This is a genomic window from Sphingobium abikonense NBRC 16140, from assembly GCF_001598335.1.
Lineage (GTDB): Bacteria > Pseudomonadota > Alphaproteobacteria > Sphingomonadales > Sphingomonadaceae > Sphingobium > Sphingobium abikonense.
Genome location: NZ_BCYT01000005.1, coordinates 206868 through 228312, shown reverse-complemented (window position 1 = coordinate 228312; position 21445 = coordinate 206868). Strand labels below are relative to the sequence as shown.

At 65.2% G+C, this 21445-nt stretch carries 25 protein-coding genes; 17 read left to right on the top strand and 8 right to left on the bottom strand.

What is annotated here, in order from left to right:
- Nucleotides 1–13: 13 nt before the first annotated feature.
- Together gltX and SAB01S_RS08210 are read right to left on the bottom strand one after the other, a co-directional pair.
- Entirely contained in the window at nt 14–1342 is a 1329-nt protein-coding gene (gene gltX / locus SAB01S_RS08215) for a glutamate--tRNA ligase (protein ID WP_062732561.1), read from the bottom strand.
- A 17-nt stretch (nt 1343–1359) separates the two neighbouring features.
- Nucleotides 1360–3021, bottom strand: a complete 1662-nt coding sequence (locus SAB01S_RS08210) for an NAD+ synthase (RefSeq protein WP_062732560.1) — start codon at nt 3019–3021, stop codon at nt 1360–1362.
- 132 nt (nt 3022–3153) lie between these two features.
- Here SAB01S_RS08210 and SAB01S_RS08205 point away from each other — a divergent pair, with 132 nt between their 5' ends.
- Nucleotides 3154–4089 carry a ribose-phosphate pyrophosphokinase gene (locus SAB01S_RS08205; protein ID WP_021227672.1) on the top strand — a complete coding sequence of 312 codons (936 nt, stop codon included), beginning with the start codon at nt 3154–3156 and terminating at the stop codon, nt 4087–4089.
- A 20-nt stretch (nt 4090–4109) separates the two neighbouring features.
- Here the strand turns inward: SAB01S_RS08205 and SAB01S_RS08200 are convergent, their stop codons facing one another.
- A complete protein-coding gene (locus tag SAB01S_RS08200; RefSeq protein WP_031298802.1) occupies nt 4110–4346 on the bottom strand; it encodes a hypothetical protein in 237 nt (78 codons plus the stop codon).
- Nucleotides 4347–4412: 66 nt separating this feature from the next.
- Nucleotides 4413–4853 (bottom strand): VOC family protein, encoded by a 441-nt coding sequence (locus tag SAB01S_RS08195; protein WP_062732559.1) that lies wholly within the window; start codon nt 4851–4853, stop codon nt 4413–4415.
- A gap of 66 nt (nt 4854–4919) precedes the next feature.
- Here SAB01S_RS08195 and SAB01S_RS08190 point away from each other — a divergent pair, with 66 nt between their 5' ends.
- From SAB01S_RS08190 to SAB01S_RS08140, 11 genes are all read left to right on the top strand, one after another.
- Nucleotides 4920–5744, top strand: coding sequence for an inositol monophosphatase family protein (locus SAB01S_RS08190; RefSeq protein WP_062732558.1), 825 nt, complete (start codon nt 4920–4922; stop codon nt 5742–5744).
- A gap of 42 nt (nt 5745–5786) precedes the next feature.
- Nucleotides 5787–6416: a nicotinate-nucleotide adenylyltransferase gene (locus SAB01S_RS08185; protein ID WP_062732557.1), complete on the top strand. Its 630-nt coding sequence runs from the start codon at nt 5787–5789 to the stop codon at nt 6414–6416.
- Nucleotides 6417–6428: 12 nt separating this feature from the next.
- Nucleotides 6429–6818: a ribosome silencing factor gene (gene rsfS, locus SAB01S_RS08180; RefSeq protein WP_021227667.1), complete on the top strand. Its 390-nt coding sequence runs from the start codon at nt 6429–6431 to the stop codon at nt 6816–6818.
- A 47-nt stretch (nt 6819–6865) separates the two neighbouring features.
- Nucleotides 6866–7288 carry a 23S rRNA (pseudouridine(1915)-N(3))-methyltransferase RlmH gene (locus tag SAB01S_RS08175; RefSeq protein WP_062732556.1) on the top strand — a complete coding sequence of 141 codons (423 nt, stop codon included), beginning with the start codon at nt 6866–6868 and terminating at the stop codon, nt 7286–7288.
- 22 nt (nt 7289–7310) lie between these two features.
- On the top strand, nt 7311–8582 hold the full coding sequence (locus SAB01S_RS08170; RefSeq protein WP_062732555.1) for a murein hydrolase activator EnvC family protein: 1272 nt from the start codon (nt 7311–7313) through the stop codon (nt 8580–8582).
- 112 nt (nt 8583–8694) lie between these two features.
- Nucleotides 8695–9996, top strand: coding sequence for an alginate O-acetyltransferase AlgX-related protein (locus tag SAB01S_RS08165; RefSeq protein ID WP_062732554.1), 1302 nt, complete (start codon nt 8695–8697; stop codon nt 9994–9996).
- Between the two features lie 136 nt (nt 9997–10132).
- Complete coding sequence (locus SAB01S_RS08160) at nt 10133–11479, top strand: S41 family peptidase (RefSeq protein ID WP_062732553.1); 1347 nt, start codon at nt 10133–10135, stop codon at nt 11477–11479.
- A gap of 62 nt (nt 11480–11541) precedes the next feature.
- Complete coding sequence (locus tag SAB01S_RS08155) at nt 11542–12024, top strand: disulfide bond formation protein B (protein ID WP_062732552.1); 483 nt, start codon at nt 11542–11544, stop codon at nt 12022–12024.
- Entirely contained in the window at nt 12021–12575 is a 555-nt protein-coding gene (locus SAB01S_RS08150) for a demethoxyubiquinone hydroxylase family protein (protein WP_062732551.1), read from the top strand. Before SAB01S_RS08155 ends, SAB01S_RS08150 begins: the two co-directional genes overlap by 4 nt.
- Nucleotides 12576–12606: 31 nt before the next feature.
- The gene (locus tag SAB01S_RS08145) at nt 12607–13164 is read left to right on the top strand and encodes a hypothetical protein (protein ID WP_062732550.1); all 558 of its coding nucleotides are present in this window, start codon (nt 12607–12609) and stop codon (nt 13162–13164) included.
- A gap of 111 nt (nt 13165–13275) precedes the next feature.
- Entirely contained in the window at nt 13276–13674 is a 399-nt protein-coding gene (locus SAB01S_RS08140) for a hypothetical protein (protein ID WP_083951221.1), read from the top strand.
- On the opposite strand, the gene SAB01S_RS08135 is transcribed toward SAB01S_RS08140, so the two are convergent.
- Nucleotides 13671–15521, bottom strand: a complete 1851-nt coding sequence (locus SAB01S_RS08135) for an ABCB family ABC transporter ATP-binding protein/permease (protein WP_062732549.1) — start codon at nt 15519–15521, stop codon at nt 13671–13673. The two genes, SAB01S_RS08140 and SAB01S_RS08135, sit on opposite strands and share 4 nt — an antisense overlap.
- A gap of 156 nt (nt 15522–15677) precedes the next feature.
- On the opposite strand from SAB01S_RS08135, the gene SAB01S_RS08130 reads away from it, so the two are divergent.
- Entirely contained in the window at nt 15678–16352 is a 675-nt protein-coding gene (locus SAB01S_RS08130; protein ID WP_062732653.1) for a DUF6891 domain-containing protein, read from the top strand.
- A gap of 162 nt (nt 16353–16514) precedes the next feature.
- Here the strand turns inward: SAB01S_RS08130 and SAB01S_RS08125 are convergent, their stop codons facing one another.
- On the bottom strand, nt 16515–16805 hold the full coding sequence (locus SAB01S_RS08125; protein ID WP_062732548.1) for a helix-turn-helix domain-containing protein: 291 nt from the start codon (nt 16803–16805) through the stop codon (nt 16515–16517).
- Between the two features lie 82 nt (nt 16806–16887).
- Nucleotides 16888–17844 carry a 2-hydroxyacid dehydrogenase gene (locus tag SAB01S_RS08120; protein WP_062732547.1) on the bottom strand — a complete coding sequence of 319 codons (957 nt, stop codon included), beginning with the start codon at nt 17842–17844 and terminating at the stop codon, nt 16888–16890.
- 71 nt (nt 17845–17915) lie between these two features.
- Here SAB01S_RS08120 and metX point away from each other — a divergent pair, with 71 nt between their 5' ends.
- Together metX and metW are read left to right on the top strand one after the other, a co-directional pair.
- The gene (metX, locus tag SAB01S_RS08115) at nt 17916–19052 is read left to right on the top strand and encodes a homoserine O-acetyltransferase MetX (RefSeq protein WP_062732546.1); all 1137 of its coding nucleotides are present in this window, start codon (nt 17916–17918) and stop codon (nt 19050–19052) included.
- Nucleotides 18998–19639: a methionine biosynthesis protein MetW gene (gene metW / locus SAB01S_RS08110; RefSeq protein WP_062732545.1), complete on the top strand. Its 642-nt coding sequence runs from the start codon at nt 18998–19000 to the stop codon at nt 19637–19639. Before metX ends, metW begins: the two co-directional genes overlap by 55 nt.
- A gap of 52 nt (nt 19640–19691) precedes the next feature.
- Here the strand turns inward: metW and SAB01S_RS08105 are convergent, their stop codons facing one another.
- Nucleotides 19692–20207, bottom strand: a complete 516-nt coding sequence (locus tag SAB01S_RS08105; protein WP_157078296.1) for an outer membrane protein assembly factor BamE — start codon at nt 20205–20207, stop codon at nt 19692–19694.
- A gap of 165 nt (nt 20208–20372) precedes the next feature.
- Between SAB01S_RS08105 and SAB01S_RS08100 the strand changes: the two genes are divergently transcribed.
- Together SAB01S_RS08100 and SAB01S_RS08095 are read left to right on the top strand one after the other, a co-directional pair.
- Nucleotides 20373–20897, top strand: coding sequence for a ubiquinol-cytochrome C chaperone family protein (locus SAB01S_RS08100; RefSeq protein ID WP_062732544.1), 525 nt, complete (start codon nt 20373–20375; stop codon nt 20895–20897).
- Nucleotides 20894–21415: a DUF177 domain-containing protein gene (locus tag SAB01S_RS08095; RefSeq protein WP_062732543.1), complete on the top strand. Its 522-nt coding sequence runs from the start codon at nt 20894–20896 to the stop codon at nt 21413–21415. Before SAB01S_RS08100 ends, SAB01S_RS08095 begins: the two co-directional genes overlap by 4 nt.
- Nucleotides 21416–21445: the final 30 nt, after the last annotated feature.

The following is a 21445-nucleotide window of genomic DNA, read 5'->3' as shown; positions in this document are numbered from 1 at the left end:
AGCCCTTCTGCCGTCAATTCGCCAACCGCGCCAATGCCTGATCTTTGCCAAGCAGCGGCAATAGCTGCGCCATATCGGGGCCATGGTCAAGGCCCGTCAGCGCGCGCCGGAGCGGCAGGAAGAGCGTCTTCCCCTTCCGGCCCGTCTCGTCCTTGAGCGCGCCGGTCAGCGTGCGCCAGATATCCGCATCAAAGGCAGCGTCGGACAGGATGCGATGCGCCATGGCGAGGAAGTCCCGATCCTCCTCCGCCACCGCGGGGGCTGCAATCGGGCCGGTGACGATCCGCCACCAGTCAGCCGCGCCGGAAAGCGTTTCCAGATTGGGCCGGATCGCCTCCCACGCCGCCGCGTTCATGCCGGTGGGAAGGCGATCAGCGACGGCTTCATAGGGAAGCAAGTGAACGATCTTCTGGTTGAGCGCGGCCAGCTCCCCCTCGTCGAAGCGCGCGGGTGCGCGGCCGAAATGGGCGAAATCGAAACTGTCGATCAGCGGCTGCCTATCGACGAAAGGTTCAATAGGCTGCGAGGATCCGAGCCGCGCCAGCAGCGAGGCGATGGCGGATGCTTCCAAACCCGCCTCACGAAAATGGGCGACGCCGAGCGAGCCGAGGCGCTTCGACAGCTTGCCTTCGCTGCCGGTCAGCAATGCTTCGTGGGCGAAGTGCGGCAGCGGCGCGCCCAATGCGTCAAACATCTGTATCTGGGTCGCGGTGTTGGACACATGATCTTCGCCGCGCAGGACGTGCGTGACGCCCATGTCGATATCGTCGATCACGGACGGCAGCATGTAGAGCCAGGACCCGTCGGCGCGGCGGATCACCGGGTCGGACAGGAGTTTGGGGTCGAACCGCTGTTCGCCCCGGATAAGGTCGGTCCAGACGATGGGCCGGTCATGGTCCAGCCTGAAGCGCCAGTGCGGCGCGCGCCCTTCGGCTTCATAAGCCGCGATCTGATCGGGAGTCAGCGCCAGCGCGGCGCGATCATAGACGGGCGGCAGGCCGCGCCCCAACAATATCTTGCGGCGCAGGTCCAGTTCCTGGCTGGTTTCATATGCCGGGTAGACGCGGCCGGCGGCCTTTAGCGCCTCGAAGCGATCTTCATAGAGGGCAAAACGGTCCGACTGCTTTTCTTCACCGTCCCAATGGAGGCCAAGCCACTCAAGATCGGCCCTGATCGCATCGGCATATTCGGGGCGCGAGCGTTCCAGATCAGTGTCGTCGAGACGCAGCAGGAAGCGGCCGCCGGACTTGCGTGCCCACAGCCAGTTGTGGAGCGCCGCGCGGATATTGCCGACATGAAGATGGCCAGTGGGCGAGGGCGCAAAACGGGTGATGACGGTCATGGGATTGTCTGGCGCTCTTAGATGGTGCGAAACGCATTGGTGATGGGATAGCGGCGGTCGCGGCCGAAGTTGCGGATGCCCAGCTTCACGCCCGGCGGGGCCTGGCGACGCTTATATTCAGCGACGTAGAGCAGGCGCTCGATCCGGGCGACCGTCTCTTTTTCAAAACCGCGCGCGACCAGATCATCGACCGACAATTCCTCCTCGACCAGGCCATAGAGAATGGGGTCAAGTATCTCATAGGGCGGCAGGCTGTCGTCATCACGCTGATCGGCGCGCAGCTCGGCGCTGGGCGGCTTGGTGATGACACGCTCGGGCATGACCGGGCCTGCCGGTCCCATGCCCGCCCCAAGCGAGGGGACATGGGCATTGCGCCAACGGCTAAGGTCAAACACCGTCGTCTTGTAGGCGTCCTTCAACACCGAATAGCCGCCGGCCATGTCGCCATAGATGGTGGCATAGCCGACCGACATTTCGCTCTTGTTGCCGGTGGTGAGCAGCATGTGCCCGAACTTGTTGGACAGGCCCATGAGCGTCACGCCGCGAATGCGGGACTGGAGATTTTCTTCGGTGAGGTCGGGCGCGCGCCCGTCGAAGACCGGACCCAGCATGGCATCGAACGCCCCGACCGCCGGCGCGATCGGGATGATGTCGTAGCGCACGCCCAGCAGGCGCGCGCATTCGACCGCATCGTCCAGACTGTCCTGACTGGTGAAGCGCGAAGGCATCATCACGCACCAGACGCGGTCCGCGCCCAGGGCATCGACCGCGACGGCGGCAGACAGGGCGGAGTCGATGCCGCCCGACAGGCCCAGCACCACGCCGGGAAAACGGTTGCGGTTCACATAGTCGCGCAGCCCCAGCACCATGGCATTATAGATATCGGCCGGGCGCGGATCGAGTTCATGCCGGTCGCCGGGCAGGCAGACCCACTGCCCGTCCCATTTTTCCCATTGCGTCAGGACCAGCGTCTCTTCCCAGTCGGGAAGCTGCTGCGCAACGGACAGATCGGCATTCATGACGAAGGATGCGCCATCGAACACCAGTTCATCCTGCCCGCCGACCCGGTTGAGATAGGCAAGCGGCAGGCCGGTTTCGCGCACGCGCGTGCCGGCAACCGCGTTCAGCCGGCGATCGTCCTTGTCCACTTCGAACGGGCTGCCATTGGGGCTGATCAGGATTTTCGCGCCTTGCGCCTTCAGATGCGCGGTGACGAAGGGGAACCAGATATCCTCGCAGATCGGCACGCCGAACTTCACCCCGCGAAAATCAATCGGCGCGGGGAGCGGCCCGGGCGCGAACAGCCGCTTTTCATCGAACGTGCCGTAATTGGGCAATTCGCGCTTGGCGCGCACCGTGGTGACGGCGCCATTATCGAGCAAGGCGACGACGTTGAACAGCACGCCCTGCGCCGCGACCACCGTGCCCACCAGCATGGCCGGGCCGCCATCGGCGGTTTCCTGGGCCAAGCGGTCGAGCTGATAATCGGCCTGCGTCACCAGAGCGGGTTTCAGCACCAGATCCTCTGGCGGATAACCGATCAGCTGCAATTCGGGAAAGACGATCAGGTCAGCGCCCTGCGCCCGCGCGCGCCATTCCAGCATGGCGTCGGCATTGGCCTTGAGGTCGCCCATGGACTGGGTCATCTGCGCGAGCGCGATCACGAGTTTGTCGGTCATGGCGCGCGCCCTAGTGCATTTTGGCCTAAGGCGCAAAAGCGCCTTTCCACCATGGGCTCCCCCCGCTAAAGGGGCCGCGTCTCGCGCAGCGTCATCAATTCGTCACGTCACCTAAGCCTGGGGGTTTTGGCCATGAAGCTCATGACCGGCAATTCCAACAAGCCGCTTGCGGCCGCCATCGCCGATTATATTGAAATCCCCCTGACGGACGCCAGCGTTCGCCGCTTCGCCGATGAAGAGGTGTTCGTCGAAATCCACGAAAACGTGCGCGGCGAGGACGTGTTCGTCATCCAGTCGACGGCCTATCCGACCAACGACAATCTGATGGAATTGCTGATCATGATCGATGCGCTGAAACGCGCGTCGGCCAAGCGTATCACGGCGGTGCTCCCCTATTTCGGTTATGCGCGGCAGGATCGCAAGCCCGGGCCCCGGACCCCGATCAGCGCCAAGCTGGTCGCCAACCTTATCACCACGGCGGGCGCCGATCGCGTGCTGTCGGTCGACCTGCACGCCGGGCAGATCCAAGGGTTCTTCGACATCCCCACCGACAATCTGTTCGGCGCGCCGGTCATGTCGGCGGACATCCAGGCCCGGTTCGGCGATCGCAACATCACGGTCGTATCGCCTGACGTCGGCGGTGTGGTGCGTGCGCGCGCGCTGGCCAAGCGGCTGGACAATGCGCCGCTGGCAATCGTCGACAAGCGTCGCGAACGCGCGGGCGAATCGGAAGTCATGAACATCATCGGCGACGTGAAAGGCCGCTTCTGCATCCTGATCGACGATATCGTCGATTCGGCCGGCACGCTGTGCAATGCCGCCGCGGCGCTCAAGGCCGAGGGCGCGGAAGACGTCATCGCCTATGTCAGCCATGGCGTCTTGTCGGGCGGCGCGGTCGCGCGGGTCGAAGCGTCGGAACTGCTGGAACTGGTCATCACCGATTCGATCCAGGGCACGGACGCGGTAAACAACGCAACCCACATCCGCCACCTGCCCATCGCCCCGCTGCTGGGCGAAGCCATCAAGCGCATCGCGGATGAAAGTTCGGTGTCGAGCCTGTTCGACTGATGCCGCGCCGGCGCGCTGTGTCAGTGCGCCGGGAACAGGATGATCGGCAGGGCAAAGACCAGAGCGAAGCCGGCGACGATCCGCTGCCCGCGCGACACGCCGAGCGGCAGTTCCCGCCAGACGATCGGGCAGGCCAGCAGCGCAAAGATGATGAGCAGGTTGGAGAGGGTGAGCGACCCGCCGATCGGCATGTCCTGGCGCAGCGCCAGCCCAGCGAACAAGCAGATAAAGCTCAATATCCAACCGATCAGCGCCATGCAGTCCCCCTTGGCCATGCATTTCCGTGCAGGCCCGAAGGCTAGGACGGCGACGTTTCGAAAAACTTAATCGCCTTCGTCCGGCGGCGGCGCCCAGGGGTCATAGCTGCCAAAGCTCCAGACATTCCCCTCCGGATCAAGCGCCGTATAGCCGCGCCCCGGATAGCCGGGATTGTCGTGCGGCTCGTCGACCACCACGGCCCCTTCATTGCGGGCGTGCAGGCAATGGGCATCCACATCGGCCACGACCATGTAGACGCAGGCCGTGGTGCCGCCCAGATCGCGCACGGTGGACCAGGTGTAGAGCGATTCGCCCTCCCCATCCCTGACGCTGCCCAGCATCACCATCCCGTCGCCTAATGACAGCTGCGCATGATGGATGACGCCGCTATCCACATCGTCGGCATAGACGGCATGTTTTTGAAAGCCGAAGGCGGCGCACAGGAAAGCGATGGCGGCCGGCGCGTCGGCATAGCGCAGGCATGGAATGACAGGGGAACCGGGCATTGTCCTCTCCTTGCGATCATCGCACGAGGGTAGCGCAAAGCGGGATCAGCAGCTAGGCATGCCGCCATGACGACCCGCGATGACCTGGCCCTGGCCAACCGCCTTGCCGATGCCGCCGGAGAAGCGATTCGCCCCTTCTTCCGCGCCCGCTATGATCTGGAGATCAAGGCGGACAAGTCGCCGGTGACGGAGGCGGACCGCGCTGCGGAGGCCGCGATCCGCACGATATTGGAGCAGGAGCGCCCCGATGACGGCATCATCGGCGAGGAATATGGATCGGTTCGCACCGATGCCGAGCGGATCTGGATCCTCGATCCGATCGATGGCACGCGCAGCTTCATTGCTGGGCGTCCGATATTCGGCACGCTGATCGCGCTGACCCAAAGCGGGTGGCCGACGATCGGGATCATCGATCAGCCGATCGCCCGCGAACGATGGGCGGGGATGAGCGGACAGCCCACCACCTTCAACGGCACGCCCGTCCGCACGCGCGCCTGCCGCAGCCTGGAGGGCGCGGGCATCGCGACCACCAGCCCGCATTTGTTCGCTGAGGGCGACGTGCCCCATTATATGGCGCTGGTCGCAGCGGTGTCGGGCGGCGCGCCACGGCAGGGGCCGGTCTATGGCGGGGATTGCTATAATTATGGCCTGCTCGCGTCGGGCTTCTTGGACATCGTCATCGAATCGGGCCTGCAAAGCTATGATTTTGCGGCGCTGGTTCCGGTGGTCGAAGGAGCAGGCGGGGTGATGTGCGACTGGAATGGCGAGCCGCTGACCGCGACGAGCGAAGGCCATGTCCTGGCGCTGGGCGATCCGGCGCGGCTGGAGGATGTGCTGGAGGCCATTCATGGCGCAAGCGATGGCCATCATCACGATCATGATCACGGCTGACGCAGGCATGGCCCATCGGCTGCGCCCTCGCAGGGCGCAAGGATGACACGCATCGGCTTGCTGGGCGGCTCCTTCAATCCGGCGCATGGCGGACATAGGGCGATATCGCTTTTCGCGCGCAACGCGCTCGACCTGGACGAAGTCTGGTGGCTGGTATCGCCGGGCAATCCGCTGAAACCGGAAAAGGGGATGGCGCCGCTGCCCGCGCGCTTGGCCCATGCGCGCGAGGTCGCACGCCGCGCGCCGATCCGCGCCACCGCGATCGAGCGGCAATTGGGCACGCGCTACACGATCGACACGCTGCGCGCCCTGCGCCTGCGCTACCCGCGCCACGAATTCATCTGGTTGATGGGGGCCGACAATCTGGCGCAATTCAGCCGGTGGAAGAATTGGCGCGGGATCGCCCATCTAATGCCCATTGCGGTGATCGCCCGTCCGGGCTATGATGCGGGTGCCCGTGGCTCTGCGGCCATGAGCTGGCTGCGGCGCTTCGTCCGGCCCGCGCGCCAGAGTGCAGACTGGACGAATTGGAGAGTGCCGGCGCTCGTGCTATTGCGCTTCCGCCCTGATCCAAGATCGGCGACCCTGCTGCGGCAGGCGGACCCCCTCTGGCATCGCGAATATGAAGCAACGCGTGTGCGCGATCCGCTCACGCGCCGGTATATCGTCTAGATTGGAGTTTATTTGACCAGCCCCGCCCCTGCCAACGACATCGCGCAAAGCGCCGATTCCGTGGCCGCCCTGCACGCCCTTGTCATGCAGTCGCTCGACGACGACCAGGCGCAGGAAACCATCTCCATTCCCCTTGAAGGCAAAAGCAGCATCGCCGATCACATGGTGATCGCAAGCGGCCGTTCGTCGCGCCAGGTCGCGGCAATGGCCCAGCATCTGGCCGAAAGGATCAAGAAGGAAACCGGGCGCTCCGCGCGTGTCGAGGGCCTGCCGGTCGCCGACTGGGTGCTGATCGACGCAGGCGACGTTATTGTCCACCTGTTCCGGCCCGAAGTGCGCAGCTTCTACAATCTGGAACGGATGTGGGGCTTTGTCGACGCGCCGGTCGCGGGCAACGCCTGACGTCCTGACGCTTAGACAGCGGGGCGATGATGAATTAGGAGACGCCGATGCTTCTCCACATCATCGCGCGCGGCAAGATAGGACGATCACCTGAAGCCGAGCTTGTCGACCGCTACCTCAGGCGATTGACCATGCCCTGTCGCGTCACCGAAATGCCCGACCGGGGTGGCAAGCTGCCGCCAACCGGACCCGGCACCGTGACGGTCATGCTCGATGAAAAGGGCAAGCAACTGGGTTCTGTGGACTTTGCCCGCCGGATCGAAGGCTGGCGCGACGCGGGCACGCGCGAATGCCGGTTCCTGATCGGCGCGGCGGACGGGTTCGAGGATGCAGAACGCGCCAATGCCGACCTGTTGATCGCATTCGGCGCGATGACCTGGCCGCACATGATGGCCCGCGCGATGCTGGCCGAACAGCTCTGGCGCGCCTCCTCCATAATGGCCGGCCATCCCTATCACCGCGAAGGCTGACGGCTCGACACGCGGGCCGCTTATGCCTAGTCACCGCTTCATAAGGGCGGGACATCGGGTGACGCGACATTTTTTCATCACCGGCGGCATCGCGGCTCTGTTGCTGCTGGCCGGTACGCGCCTTGTTGCCGCCGACGACGACGCACTGGTTCTGCCAGGGACGGCGGGCACCAGCCTGGCGCAGGAGCAACAGGCGCTCAAGGATGCGCGCCGTCAGTCCGACGAGGCGCGCGACCGCGCCGCGCGCCTGGCGCAGCAGGCGATGGCCGCACGGGACGCCGCCGAACAGGCCCGCCGCCGCGCAGCCGCCGTGGCCGCCCGTATCCAGCAGGCCGAAGCCGATATTCAAGCTGCCCACGCCCGCATCGCCATCATCGCCCGCTTGCAACGCGCGCAGGCCAAACGGCTGGCGGCGCGGCAGGAACCGGTGGTCCGGCTGACCGCCGCGCTTCAGATGATGGCCCGGCGGCCGCTGGCGCTGGCGCTGGTGCAGCCAGGCAGCATCAGTGACGCGGTGCATCTGCGTGCAGTTCTGGGGCAGATCCTGCCGGTGATCGAGCAACGCACGGCCGGGCTGCGCGCGGAACTGGCGCGCAGCCGCACTTTGCGCGCGACCGCTCAGCAAGCATCCGATGCGCTCGCCCAGGCGCAGCAGGATCGCAAGGCGCAGCGAGCCGAACTGGCGGAACTGGAAGCGCGCAAGCGCCTCGCCGCGCGCGACTATCGCGCCAATGCCGGCATGGAAAGCGAGCGGGCGCTGGCGCTAGGGGAGCGAGCGCGCGACATCGTCGATCTGATGGATCGGCTGGAACAGGCGGGGGACCTGCGCGAACGGCTCGCCGCACTGTCGGGGCCGCTGCTTCGCCCGGACCGCCCGGACCAGGCCGGCGCCGCGCCGCCGGAGCGAGAAAAAGCGGCGAGCGGCCCGCCGCCCTATCGCCTGCCAGTTGTCGGTCAACTCGTCACCGGGCTCGGCGAAGTCAATGAGAGCGGCGTACGTGCCAGGGGATTGACGCTGGCCGTCCAGCCTGGCGCGCAAGCCATCGCGCCGACGGCGGGCCGCATCGCCTTTGCCGGGCCCTATCGCGACTATGGCCAGATACTCATCATCGACCATGGCGGCGGCTGGACCACGTTGATCACCGGACTGCATCGCCTGTCCGTGCGCGTGGGCGAAACTGTGCGGCAGGGCGATCCGGTGGGCGTCACCGGCGCGCGGCGCAGCGATATCATCGTCGAACTGCGCCGCAATGGCCGCCCGGTGGATATAATTCCCCTTATTGGACCGGTTTGACCGTGACCGGCACTTTTACCGTTGAGCCATGGTTTTTTTGCTCATAGCGTGAATGCGATGGGACGGCATGCCGTCTTTTGGCGTGTTTTCAAAAATATAAAGAGGCGAATTTATGAGTGCCATGACAGGCGCAACTTGGGCGATCGAACAGCATGGCGCACAGGGGCCAGATCAACTGGGCAAGGTATGGATCGCGCAACCACTGCCGGTTGGCGAGGATCGGCTGGTCTTTTCAGGCCATGTCGGAAATGCCGGCAACGGCGTCACCGTGTCTATCCGTCATGGCGCGGACATATTGGCGATCGGCATAGCCAATCCCGGCTTCGTGATCGACGTGCCTGCGCGCCAAGGCGTGTATCACATCGAAATGCCGGTCCGTCAGGAGCAGGGCCGCGATGTCGTCTGCCGCTGGGAAGTCGTGGACCAGGAACGTCAGGACATGGCGCTGGTGGGCATGGTGCAGCGCGGCGTGCCGGCGCCCGGCGCTCCATCGGGTGGTGCACAGGCACTGCTCGGCCGCATGGGCCAGCTTTTCCTGATCGGAGACACCAATGACAGTGTGGGTCAGTTCACGCGTTCGGGTAAACTTAGTGAGTCCAGCGCCAGCGAATGGAGTGATATTTTTGCCCGATTGCCTGGATGGGAGCAGCAATTCGGCCTCGAAAAAATCATGCTAATGATCGCGCCGGCTAAAGAAGAAATTTTGCGCGACCACTATCCGTTTCGGCGAGCTTCAAACACCGTTTTCGATGATTTCCTTAAGCGGTTCGGCAACGGACCGGTGATAATGCCCCGGTGGGAGCTGTGGAATAGTCGCCATTTGGCCTATAGTGCGGTGGATACGCACTGGACGGATTATGGTGCTACAATCGCCGCTAGGACATTGGCCAAGCGTTGGGATCTTCCGATCGACGCATTTCCTAACGAATTTGCAGTGAAGCAGTCGAATGGCGACCTTGGTAGCAAATTGCAGCCTGCTACGTCATATTTTGGATTAGTGTTCTGTGACCTGCCGCCCGATCGGCTGGTATTTGACAATGAGATAACAAATCACGGCAATATTCGTGTCTATCGGAACGCATCGGCCCCGATCGCTGGGAAGCTGCTCATATTTGGCGATAGTTTCGGCACGAATCTGACGGAAGCCCTGTCTTACGGCTTTCAGGAGGTCGTCTATGCCTATCAGCCAGCAGGAGTCGACACCAACCTTGTCCAACTCGTGAAGCCCACGCATCTATTACTACAGATCACGCAGCGTTTCGTTCATGGCGCACCGGCAACCGATCATTCGATCTTCGAATCCGGTCGCAAGAAGCTCGCGACGATGACCGATCAGGAGCGGGATCAGGCCAAGGCCCGTCTCCAGGCCGCGCCTGCCGAGTTCCAGCGGCTTGTGACGCCGCTGTTCGCTTGAACGTTATGAGCGTGGGGATCGAGGCTGCATTCACCCCACGCTCATCGCTGCTGGATGATATTGGTCGAAGCATGTTTTTGCGTTGGCCGATCAATCGGTCTATGATGGAACATAGATGCGGACTCCTAGGACAGCCATGAAGACATCCTTCCTCCAGGGCGCGATCGCGCTCGGGGCGCTTGCGCTCATTCCCGCCACCACCGCCGCGCTCGCGGACGGGGAGGCGTCGAGCTACAAGGCGCTCGACGAATTCATGGACGTGTTCCAGAAGGTGCGCACCGACTATGTCGAGAAAGTCGATGACGAAAAGCTGATCAAGGGGGCGATCGACGGCATGCTCGCCAGCCTCGACCCGCATTCCAGCTTCCTCGACGCACGCGACTTCCAGAATCTGCGCACCCAGACCGAAGGCAGCTATGGTGGCCTCGGCCTGTCGGTCACGCAGGAGGATGGCGCGGTCAAGGTGATCGCGCCGACGCAGGATACGCCGGCCTGGCGCGCGGGCATCAAGGCGGGCGACTATATCACCCATATCGACGGGCAGCTTATCTATGGCGGCACGCTGGACGAGGCAGTCGACAAGATGCGTGGCGCGCCGGGCACCAGCCTGAAGCTGACGCTGGTGCGCCCGGGCCGCGACAAGCCGATCGACCTGACCCTGACGCGCGAGATCATCCAGTTGAAGCCCGTCAAATGGGAGGTGAAGAAGGATATCGGCGTCATTACCATCGTCAGCTTCTCCGCCAACACCGGCGCGGACGTCCGCCAGGCGATCCGCAGCATCGACAAGAGCCTCGGTCACAAGCCTACCGGCTATGTGCTGGACCTGCGCTCCAATCCCGGCGGTCTGCTGGACGAAGCGGTGACGGTCAGCGACACCTTCCTGGAGCGCGGCGAGATCGTGTCGCAGCGCGGTCGGCAGAAGGGCGATGTCGAACGCTATTACGCCAAGCCGGGCGATGATGCGAAGGGATTGCCGGTGATCGTGCTGGTCGACGCGGGTTCGGCATCGGCATCGGAAATCGTCGCGGGCGCCTTGCAGGACCAGCATCGCGCGCTGGTGATGGGCGAGCGCAGCTTTGGCAAGGGCAGCGTGCAGACCATGCTGCCGCTGAGCAACACCACCGCGCTCAAGCTGACGACGGCGCGTTATTATACGCCATCGGGCCGCAGCGTGCAGGAAGGCGGCATCCAGCCTGATATTCGCGTGCCGCAATTGTCCGATCCCGATTACAAGAACCGGCCCAAATTCCGCGAAAGCGACCTGCGCCGTCACCTGATCAATGAGATCAAAACCGACGATGCGGCGCTGGAGGAGGATGTGAAGGATGATCCGCGCTTTGCCCTATCGGCCGAAGAGCTGAAAAAGCAGGGCATCGAGGATTTCCAGATGGACTATGCGCTCAAGACGATCGCGCGGCTCGCAAAAGCGCCTGGCGCGGTGGTGGCCCAGGCCGCGGCCCGCAAGCCGGGCGCAAAATAAGCGCGGACGCGGCAGGGCAAGTTCAGCATGACGAAAGGGCATGAAGGCTTTAAGCCCAAGGCATGAAGAGCCTGTCCCTCGCCCGCGCGCTTGCGCTCATTGTCCCGATTCTCATGCTCGCGGGAGCTTATGGCTTCCAATATCTGGGTGGGCTGCACCCCTGCGAGATGTGCTGGTGGCAACGCTATGCCCATTTCGCTGCCGTGCCGCTGGCTCTGGTCGCCTTCATTGTGCGCGCGCGGGCCTGCGTCAGCGCGCTGTTCGTGGGGCTTGCCGGGCTGGCGGTCGGCGTCAGCGGCCTTATCGGACTGTTTCACGCCGGGGTCGAATATGGCTGGTGGGAGGGTCTGACCACCTGTTCAACGACGCCAGCGGCGGGCAATGCGGCCGATCTGCTCAGCCAGATCATGGCCAGCCCCATCACCCGCTGCGACGTGGCGCCATGGAGCCTGATGGGCATATCGATGGCGGGCTATAACGGCCTCTTGTCGAGCGCGGCGGCGCTTGCCATCTTGGCGCTGCTGCTGAAAGCGAGGAAGTCATGAGCGCAAGTCCCGATTATCCGCGCCCCACGAAGCGGCTGACCGACCCGGATCGCGCCGCAATGCTGCGGGTAGATCAGGCGGGCGAATTCGGCGCGACCCGTATCTATGCCGGGCAACTGGCGGTGATGGGCGATCGTCATCCCTATGGCCGGGTGATCGCGGGCATGGCCAGCCAGGAAGAGCGGCATCGCGAGCTGTTCGACGCGATGATCGTGCGGCGCGGGGTGCGGCCGACGGCGCTGAGCCCGCTCTGGAATGTCGCGGGATATGCGCTAGGCGCGGTGACAGCCGCATTGGGTCCAAAGGCGGCGATGGCCTGCACGGCAGCGGTCGAGACCGAGATTGATCGCCATTATGCCGAACAGCTGGAGAGGATCGGCGGTGACGATCCGGAACTCTCCACCGCCATCGCGGATTTTCAGGCGGAGGAGGTGGAGCATCGCGACGCCGCGATCGCCCATGGCGCGGAGCAGGCGCCGGCCTACCCCATTTTGTCGGGCGCCATTCGCTTGGGCTGTCGCGCCGCCATCGCCCTGTCCAAGCGTATCTGACGCCGTGGCGCGTCTGCAAGAGGATCGACCGATGAAGAACAAGCTGATGATCGCCGCCATCGCGCTGACCGGAGCCATGGCGCCCGCGCTGGCGCAGCAACCGGCCGCCGAAACGGGAAGCGCGGGATCGGAAAAGGTGAATATCGTCATCGTCTATGGCGATGATTCCTGTCCGCAGAGCCAGGGCGACGATATCGTCGTGTGCGCGCGCAAGGGCGAGGAGGAACGCTATCGCATTCCCGAGCCGCTGCGCGGTGATCCTAACAAGCCCAGCAATCAGGCCTGGGGCGAGCGCGTACGATCCATGGAATATGTCGGCCGGTCGGGCACCGAAAGCTGTTCGCCTTCGGGCGCGGGCGGGGCGACCGGTTGCTTCGCGCAGCTGGCGCGTCTGGCCAAGGCGGAGCGGCAGCAGGCCGACAATGCCAGCTGGAAGGACCTGGTCGCGGCCGAACGCGAAAAGCGCCTGTCGACGATCGACGCTGACAGCGAAGCCATCGAGGCGCGGGTGAAGGCCGAAGAAGCGGCTGAGGCCAAGGCGCAGCAGCGGCCCGCGCCACAGGATACGACGTCGCCGCCGCAGCGATGATGCAAGGCCGTGACGGATCGGGCGGCGGGGCGTCGTCCTGATCCTGGCCAGCCATGCGCTGCGCCAAGTCCGGGGTGGACGTTCACAGGGGATGGAAGAAGGATCATTGCCATGCGCCACGGCGCCATTCCCCTGATCGGCCTGATGCTGATCCCGCTGCTTCCCCTTCCAGCCTTGGCGCAGGCGGAGCCGCCGCCAGAGCGGATCATCAACCTTCTGGTCTATGGTGACGATCCGTGCCCGCAGAGCCAGGGCGACGAGATTGTCGTGTGCGCAAGGCGGCCGGAGGCAGAGCGCTATCGCATTCCCAAGAAACTGCGGGAAAAGCCCGCCCCGTCCGGCGGACCGGGCTGGGGCAGCCAGGTTGCGACGATGGAGCAGGTCCAGCGGTCCACCCTGCCCAACAGCTGTTCGGTCAATGGCAGCAACGGCTTTACCGGATGCACCGCCAAGATGCTGGAACAATGGTTTGCCGAGCGCCGCATGAACCAGAGCGCCGGCATTCCCTAAAGCAATGGAGCGGCCGTTTCGCGGTCGCCGCCCTCCTCATCCGTGACAGCGGGCGCGTCGCGCTCGGTCGCCTGGCGCGCCCACATGGTCGCATACAGTCCGTCGGCACGCACGAGGTCGGCATGGGCTCCACGTTCGACGATGCGCCCCTGATCCAGCACGATGATTTCATCGGCATCGACCACGGTCGAGAGGCGGTGAGCAACGACCAGAGTGGTGCGCTTGCGGCTGATGTCGCGCAGCACGGTCTGGATTTCGGTTTCGGTCCGGCTGTCGAGCGCGCTGGTCGCTTCGTCGAGCACCAGCACCGGCGGGTCCTTGAGCAAGGTGCGGGCGATCGCGACCCGCTGTTTTTCCCCGCCCGACAATTTAAGGCCGCGTTCGCCCACCCGCGTGTCATAGCCCTGGGGCATGCCGAGGATGAAATCGTGAATCTGCGCCGCGCGGGCCGCCGCCTCGATCTCCGCCTGGCTCGCGCCTTCGCGGCCATAAGCGATATTATAGCCGATCGTGTCGTTGAAGAGGACCATGTCCTGCGGCACGATGCCGATGGCGGCGCGCAGGGATTGCTGGGTCACGGCCGCTATGTCCTGCCCGTCGATCGTCACCGATCCCGACTGAATGTCGTAGAAGCGGAAAAGAATGCGCGCGATGGTGGACTTGCCCGCGCCTGACGGGCCGACGATCGCCAGAGTGCGACCGGCGGGCACGGTGAAGCTGATGCCGTGCAATATTTCGCGCTGGGGATCATAGCCGAAACGCACCTGATCGAACTGGACCGTTCCGCCGGTCACGGCCAGCGTGGGGGCACCGGCGCGGTCGGCGACTTCGGTCGGCGTGTCGATCAGCGCATACATCGCCTCCATGTCGATAAGGCCCTGGCGGATGGTGCGATAGACCATTCCGAGCAGGTCGAGCGGACGGAAAAGCTGTGCCAGCAGGGTGTTGACCAGCACCACGTCGCCGGTGGTGAAGCGCCCCACGCTCCAGCCCCAGACGGTATAGGCCATGGCCCCGGCCATCATGAGGTTGGTGATGAGCGACTGGCCGATATTGAGCCAGGCCAGGCTGTTTTCGCTCTTGATCGCGGCACGCGCATAGTTGCGCATCGCGGTGCCATAACGGTCGGCTTCGCGCTGTTCGGCGCCGAAATATTTGACGGTTTCGAAATTGAGCAGGCTGTCGACGGCATGGGCGACGGCGCTGGTGTCCATGTCCACCATGTCGCGGCGCAGCTGGTTGCGCCATTCGGTGACGGTGCGGGTGAACCAGATATAGGCCGCGACCATCGCCAGCGTGGCGGCGACCAGGCCGGGACCGAATTTCACGAGGAAGATGACGCAGACCGCCACCAGTTCGATCACGGTCGGCGCGATGTTGAACAGCAGGAAATAGAGCATCGTGTCGATGCTCTTGGTCCCGCGCTCGACGATTTTCGTGACCGCGCCGGTGCGCCGGTCGAGATGGAAGCGCAGCGACAGACGGTGCAGATGGACGAAGACGTCGTCGGACAGACGCCGGCCCGCTTCCTGCCCTACCCCTTCGAACACGGCGTTGCGCAGATTGTCGAACAGCACGCCGGCAAAGCGCGCGCCGGCATAGGCGACCACCAGAGCGAGGGCGAGGCCGACCGCCGGCTCCAGTCCCGGCGCCATCCGGTCGATCGCGCCTTTATAGGCGAAGGGCATGATGAGCGTCACCGCCTTGGCCAGGGCCACGAGCAGCATGGCGATGACGACGCGGCGGCGCAGCGCGGGCGCGTCGGCCGGCCAGAGATAGGGCAGGAACCGGCGGAATGTCGCCCAGACGGGCGGGAGCGGCGCGGTAACGGGATTTTCGGGAGGCATCCCATGCTATTTAGGCGATCTGGCGCGGCAATCCAGTGCCCGCGCCGCCCGCCGCCAGGGCCGCGCCGCCGCAAAACGCAATATCCCCCCTTTAACTTTGCCGCGCGCATGGGCATGTTGACCCCATGCAACGCGACGCAGGAGGCAGGACGGCGCATGTTCGAGGCTTTGTGGAAACGGATTTTCGGGACCAGAGCAGCGAAAGCGGAGCCGCAACGGCCCGCCCCCACGGCGGAGACGCCCTATGATCCCGTGACGGCGCTGCGCGACCAGATGCGGCGCGAGGTGCTGGGCGGCTATTTCGACGATGACGCGATCCTGACCAACGCGCACGATCTGTTCGAGGAAGAATTGCCCCGGCCGACGCTGCGCCGCGAAGCGTCCGCGGCGCTGCGCGAGGCGCTGGCCGAGCATCGTGCCGCCGAGCAGGGATGGACGCAGATGACCGATTGCGACCGGCTGGAGCTGGCCTTCGCCGCCCTGGAGGCCGAGGGCATCATCGCGCGGCAGAACTTCACCTGCTGCGCCAATTGCGGCGCGAGCGAGATCTGGGAAGAGATAGAGGCGGCGCAGGCCGAGGATATCGCGGTCCAGGGCTATGTCTTTTTCCATATGCAGGACACCGAGGCGGCGGTCGAAGGCCATGGCCTCTATATGAGCTATGGCGCGTGCGAACAGGGCGAGGCAGCGGCTATCGCGGTCGGCTATCGCATCGTCGCGCAGCTGGAGGCGCATGGCCTGGAAACCCAGTGGGACGGCAGCTGGAGCCAGCGGATCGGCGTGCCGATGAACTGGCAGAAGCGCCGCAGCGCGGTGCTGCTGGAGGAGTGATCCGGCGCGCCGGCCATGCCTGTCGAAGTTCAATCGATATGCGTTTTTTCGGCCTGAAGCGACCGTGAGACGACCATAAGGCGACCGCGAAGCGACCACTAAGCGACAGGTGGTCGACCGGTGAAACCGGCCGGATTTGCCGGTTGGCGCGGGTGATCGCCATCAGCGCCCGGCCGTGTCCATGGACGCGCGGGCGGCAGTCCAGACCATCGGATCCGCCGTCAATCCGGCATGCATTGCCAACGCCTCTTCCCATTGCCGATCGAAGGCAGTGCCGGCGAGCCGGTGGCGCAGGCGATGCGCGCTGGAGCGCGACATGCCGACCGCGCGCGCCGCGCGCGCGACGCTGCCGCTTTCCATCAGGGCGGCAAGGAACTGGCATTGGCGCGCGGGCGTCCAATAAGCACGGCGGCGGCGCGCGGTCGCGCGCGAGCGGTCAGGCATCTGGTCCATCGACAAGGATGAACCAGAAGGGGGCGCAATAGGAAAGAGATTTCCGGCCCTGCCCTTGCCGATTGCCGACTTGCCGGCGGCCCTAGACCACTGGCGTCGGCAGGGCTTTGCCCGTAAACCAGGCATCGAGATTGGCGATCACCAGATCCGCCATCGCCGCGCGCGTATGCACGGTCGCGCTGCCCTGATGGGGTTGCAGCACGACATGGTCCATCGCCAGCAGCGCGGGCGGCACATGAGGTTCGTGCGCGAACACGTCCAGCCCCGCGCCGGCGATGCGCCCATCCGCCAGCGCGGCGACCAGCGCATCTTCATCAATCACGCTGCCCCGGCTGATATTGACGATGACGCCCTGCGGCCCGAGCGCGTCCAGCATGGCGGCGTCGACCAGGCCGGCGGCTTCCGGCCCGCCGGAGGTGGCGACGATCAGCATGTCGCTTTGCCGGGCGAGGTCGATCGCGTCGGCGACATGGCGATAGGGTGCGTCCTGCGCCTGGCTGCGATTATGATAGAGAATCTCGCCGGCCTGCCGCTCCAGCCGCCAGGCGATAGCGCGGCCGATGCGGCCCAGACCCAATATGCCGATGCGCGCGCCTGTGACTCGCGCCGACAAAGGCGGCTTTTCCCCGCGCGCCCAACCGCCGGACCGCACCAGCCGGTCATTGGCGGGGATATTACGCACGGCGGCATAGAGGAGGCCCACGGCAAGGTCGGCGACATCGTCGGTCAGCACGTCGGGCGTGTTGGTGACGCGAATGCCCTTGGCGCGCGCATGATCGACATCCACCTTGTCATAGCCGACCGAAAAGAGCGCGACGATTTCCAGCGCGGGCAGCGCGTCCATGATCGCGGCCGGCGCGCCGACGGAGCCGAAGCTGACCAAAGCGCGCGCGTCCCTCACCCCGGCCGGGAGGGCATCAAGATCGGCATCGGCGGCCACGGCATGGACGGTGAAGCGGCTTTCGAGCTGCTGCGTCAGATAGGGGTAAAGCGGGCCATAGGCGACGATGGCGGGGCGTTGGGTGTCGGTCATGGTCATCCATCCAAGGCAGTGTCGCGCCGCCATGCCAGATTGACAGGCCATCGCGCCAGTCCTAGCGCGGGCCGACCATGGCCAGCCTTCCCCGATCCGATGACAGCCGTTTCGGCCTGCGCCGGCAGGTTCGCCTGGCAGGGCCGATCGCCCTGTCGAGCGGCGCAAGCCTAGGCCCGGTCGACATCGCCTATGAAACCTATGGCGCGATGAATGCCGACGCGTCGAACGTCATCCTGATCTGCCACGCGCTGACCGGCGACCAATATGTCGCATCCGACCATCCCGTGACCGGCAAGCCGGGCTGGTGGTGGCGGATGGTGGGCGCGGGCAAGCCCGTCGACCCGGCGCGCCATTTCATCATCTGTTCCAACGTCATCGGCAGCTGCATGGGATCGTCCGGGCCGGCGAGCGTCGATCCCGCGACGGGCGAACCGCATGCGATGCGCTTTCCAGTGCTGACCATCGCCGACATGGTGCGCGCGCAGGCGGCGTTGCTGGATCATCTGGGCGTCAAGCGGCTGGCCGCGGTGATCGGCGGGTCGATGGGAGGCATGCAGGCGCTGACCTGGCCGACGCTGTTCCCCGACCGGGTGGAAAACTGCGTCGTCATTGCGTCGACCGCGCGGCACAGCGCGCAGAATATCGCCTTTCACGAAGTCGGGCGGCAGGCGATCATGGCGGACCCGAACTGGCGCGGGGGCGATTATTATGCCGATGGGCTGGTGCCGAGCGCGGGGCTGGCGGTCGCGCGCATGGCGGCGCATATCACCTATTTGTCCGAAGCGGGCCTCACGGAAAAATTCGGGCGGCGATTGCAGGGACGTGACGCCAAGACATTCGGGTTCGACGCGGATTTCCAGGTCGAATCCTATCTGCGCCATCAGGGGTTGAGCTTTGTCGACCGGTTCGACGCCAACAGCTATCTCTACATCACCCGGGCGATGGACTATTATGACATTGCCGAGGACCATGGCGGATCGCTGGCGCGCGCCTTTGCCGCGACACGGGCGCGGTTTTGCCTGGTGAGTTTCGACACCGACTGGCTGTACCCCACCGCCGAATCGCGCGCCATCGTCCATGCGCTCAACGCCGGGGGCGCACAGGCGAGCTTCGTCGAATTGTCGAGCCCGTTCGGGCATGACGCCTTCCTGCTGGAATGTCCCGAACTCAACCGGGTGGTGGACGGATTCCTGCGCGGGGGCCGGGCGTGAGCGCGCTGCGCCCCGACCTGGCGCTGATCGCGCGGACGGTGCGGCCGGGGGCGCGGGTGCTGGATGTGGGCTGCGGCGACGGCGCGCTGATGGCGGAATTGCGCGACCGGGCGCAGGTGGATGCGCGCGGGCTGGAGATCGACGCGTCCAACGTCGCCGCCGCCGTCGGGCGCGGCCTGTCGGTGGTGCAGGGCGATGCGGACACCGACCTCACCTATTATCCCGACGCCAGTTTCGACTATGCGATCCTGAGCCAGACGCTACAAACGACGCGCCGCCCCGACCTGGTGGTCGAGGAATTGCTGCGCATCGCGGCCCAGGCGTTCGTATCCTTCCCCAATTTCGCGCATTGGCGCGGGCGGCTGTCGCTGATGTGGGGGGGGCGGATGCCGGTGACGCGGCTGCTGCCCGATAGCTGGTATGATACGCTCAACATCCACCATGTGACGGTGGATGACTTTCGCGCGCTGGTGAAGGAACGCGGCTGGCATATCGACGGGCAGTGGTTTTTGAAGGGCGACCGCGAAACCACCCATGCCAACGCCAATCTTTTCGCCGAACATGCGGTGTTCCTGCTGCGGCGATAAGGGCATGCGCCACCCGGCTCCTCAGGCGAGGAACCGGGCGTTTCAGAGGCGTTTAGCTGCCGTTGGGGCCGCCGCCGGGGCCACCGCCGCCGCCCGCGCCACCCATGCCGGCCGCTCCCACCGCGCCGATATTGCCGAAGATCTCGTCAAACAGGCTGCGATGACGGCCAAGCGTCGGCGTCGTGGCGCCCATGGGCGAGATGTTGGCGACCTTTTCCAGGCCCATGCGATCGACCGCGACGACATTGCCGGCGGGATCGAAACGGACGCGCAGCACGGTCTGATCGACCGGCTTGGGGCTGGAAAAGGCAAGGGCGCGCATGTCGCGCGACACATAATACCAGTCCTGTTCGCCGAACTGCGACACGAAGCTGGGGCGACCCAGCGTTCCTTCAACCGAGGCGCGATTGTCGATGCCGGGTTGAACCGAATCGACCAGCAGCTTGTCGACCTGATAACCCTGATGCGTGCGGATGCGGGTGCAGGCCGATGTGCCGACCAGCAACGCGCCAAGCCCGATGGCGATCAGGATGCGCCCGCGGCGGGAATGGCGGCTGAACTGGGGCATGAACGTCTCCTGCGGGGGCATGGCCCGCGAACCCGATAAAAGTGATGCCGCCATTGCATTGGGCGGCGCTGCGATCAATATGGAAATGCGCAGGGTCCGGCAAGGGGCGAGCGCACACCGGTCGCCGCGCGCGCCCATTCCATCCGTCACGAAAAGCCGATCGCCATGCCCAATGCCCCCTCTTTCCTCCAACGCCTGCTGGGACGGTCCGACCCGCGCGAGGGGCTGGCGCCGCTTTACCGCGCCATCGTAGACGAAGGACGGCGGCCACACTGGTATCTGGACGGCGCGGTGCCCGACACGATCGACGGGCGTTTCGACATGATCGTGGCGATTTTGGCGCAGGTGCTTATCCGGCTAGAGCAGCAGGGCGCCGCGCAGGACAGCGCCTGGCTGACCGAATTGTTCGTCGACGATATGGACGGGCAGTTGCGGCAGGAAGGGATTGGCGACGTGGTCGTGGGCAAGCACGTTGGCCGGATGATGAGCGCGCTGGGCGGCCGGATCAGCGCCTATCGCGCGGCGTTGACCGGCGGGGCCGATCTGGGCGAGGCGCTGCGCCGCAATCTGTATCGCGGCGCGGCCGTGCCCGAGCAAGCGGTGGCCCATGTGGAGGGCGCGTTGCGCGAACGCTGGGTGCGGCTGGGCTGCCTGTCGCGCGACGCGCTGCTGGCAGGAGACATAGGATGACGACACCCGAATTTTCGCGCCCGGTGCGCGCCGAACAGATCCGCCGCATGACCGGCGAGGTCCATATCGAGGCCGACGCCGAAGAGCGGGCGGCGCTGGCGAAGCGCTTTGGCCTGGTGACGCTAGACCGGCTGGAGGCGGACTATGCGCTGAGCGAGGAGGACGGCATCATCCTGGCGCGCGGCCGCGTGCGCGCCAGCCTGGCCCAGCCCTGCGTCGCCACCGCCGAGCCGGTTCCCGAGCAGATCGACAGCGATTTCGCGCTGCGCTTTGTCGTGGAAGACAACAGCGCCGCCGACGGCGAGGAACTGGAGCTGGACGCGGAGGATGTCGACACGATCGGCTATGACGGTCAGCAGATCGACATGGGCGAAGCGGTGGCCGAAACCATGGCGCTGGCGATGACGCCCTATCCTCGATCGCCGCAGGCCGACATTGCGCTCAAAGAAGCAGGCGTGCTGAGCGAGGAGCAGGCCGGTCCCTTCGCCGCGCTGCTGGCGCTGAAAGGCGATCGCTAAGGAACTTTGCCGCCCGTCCCTGCGTCGATG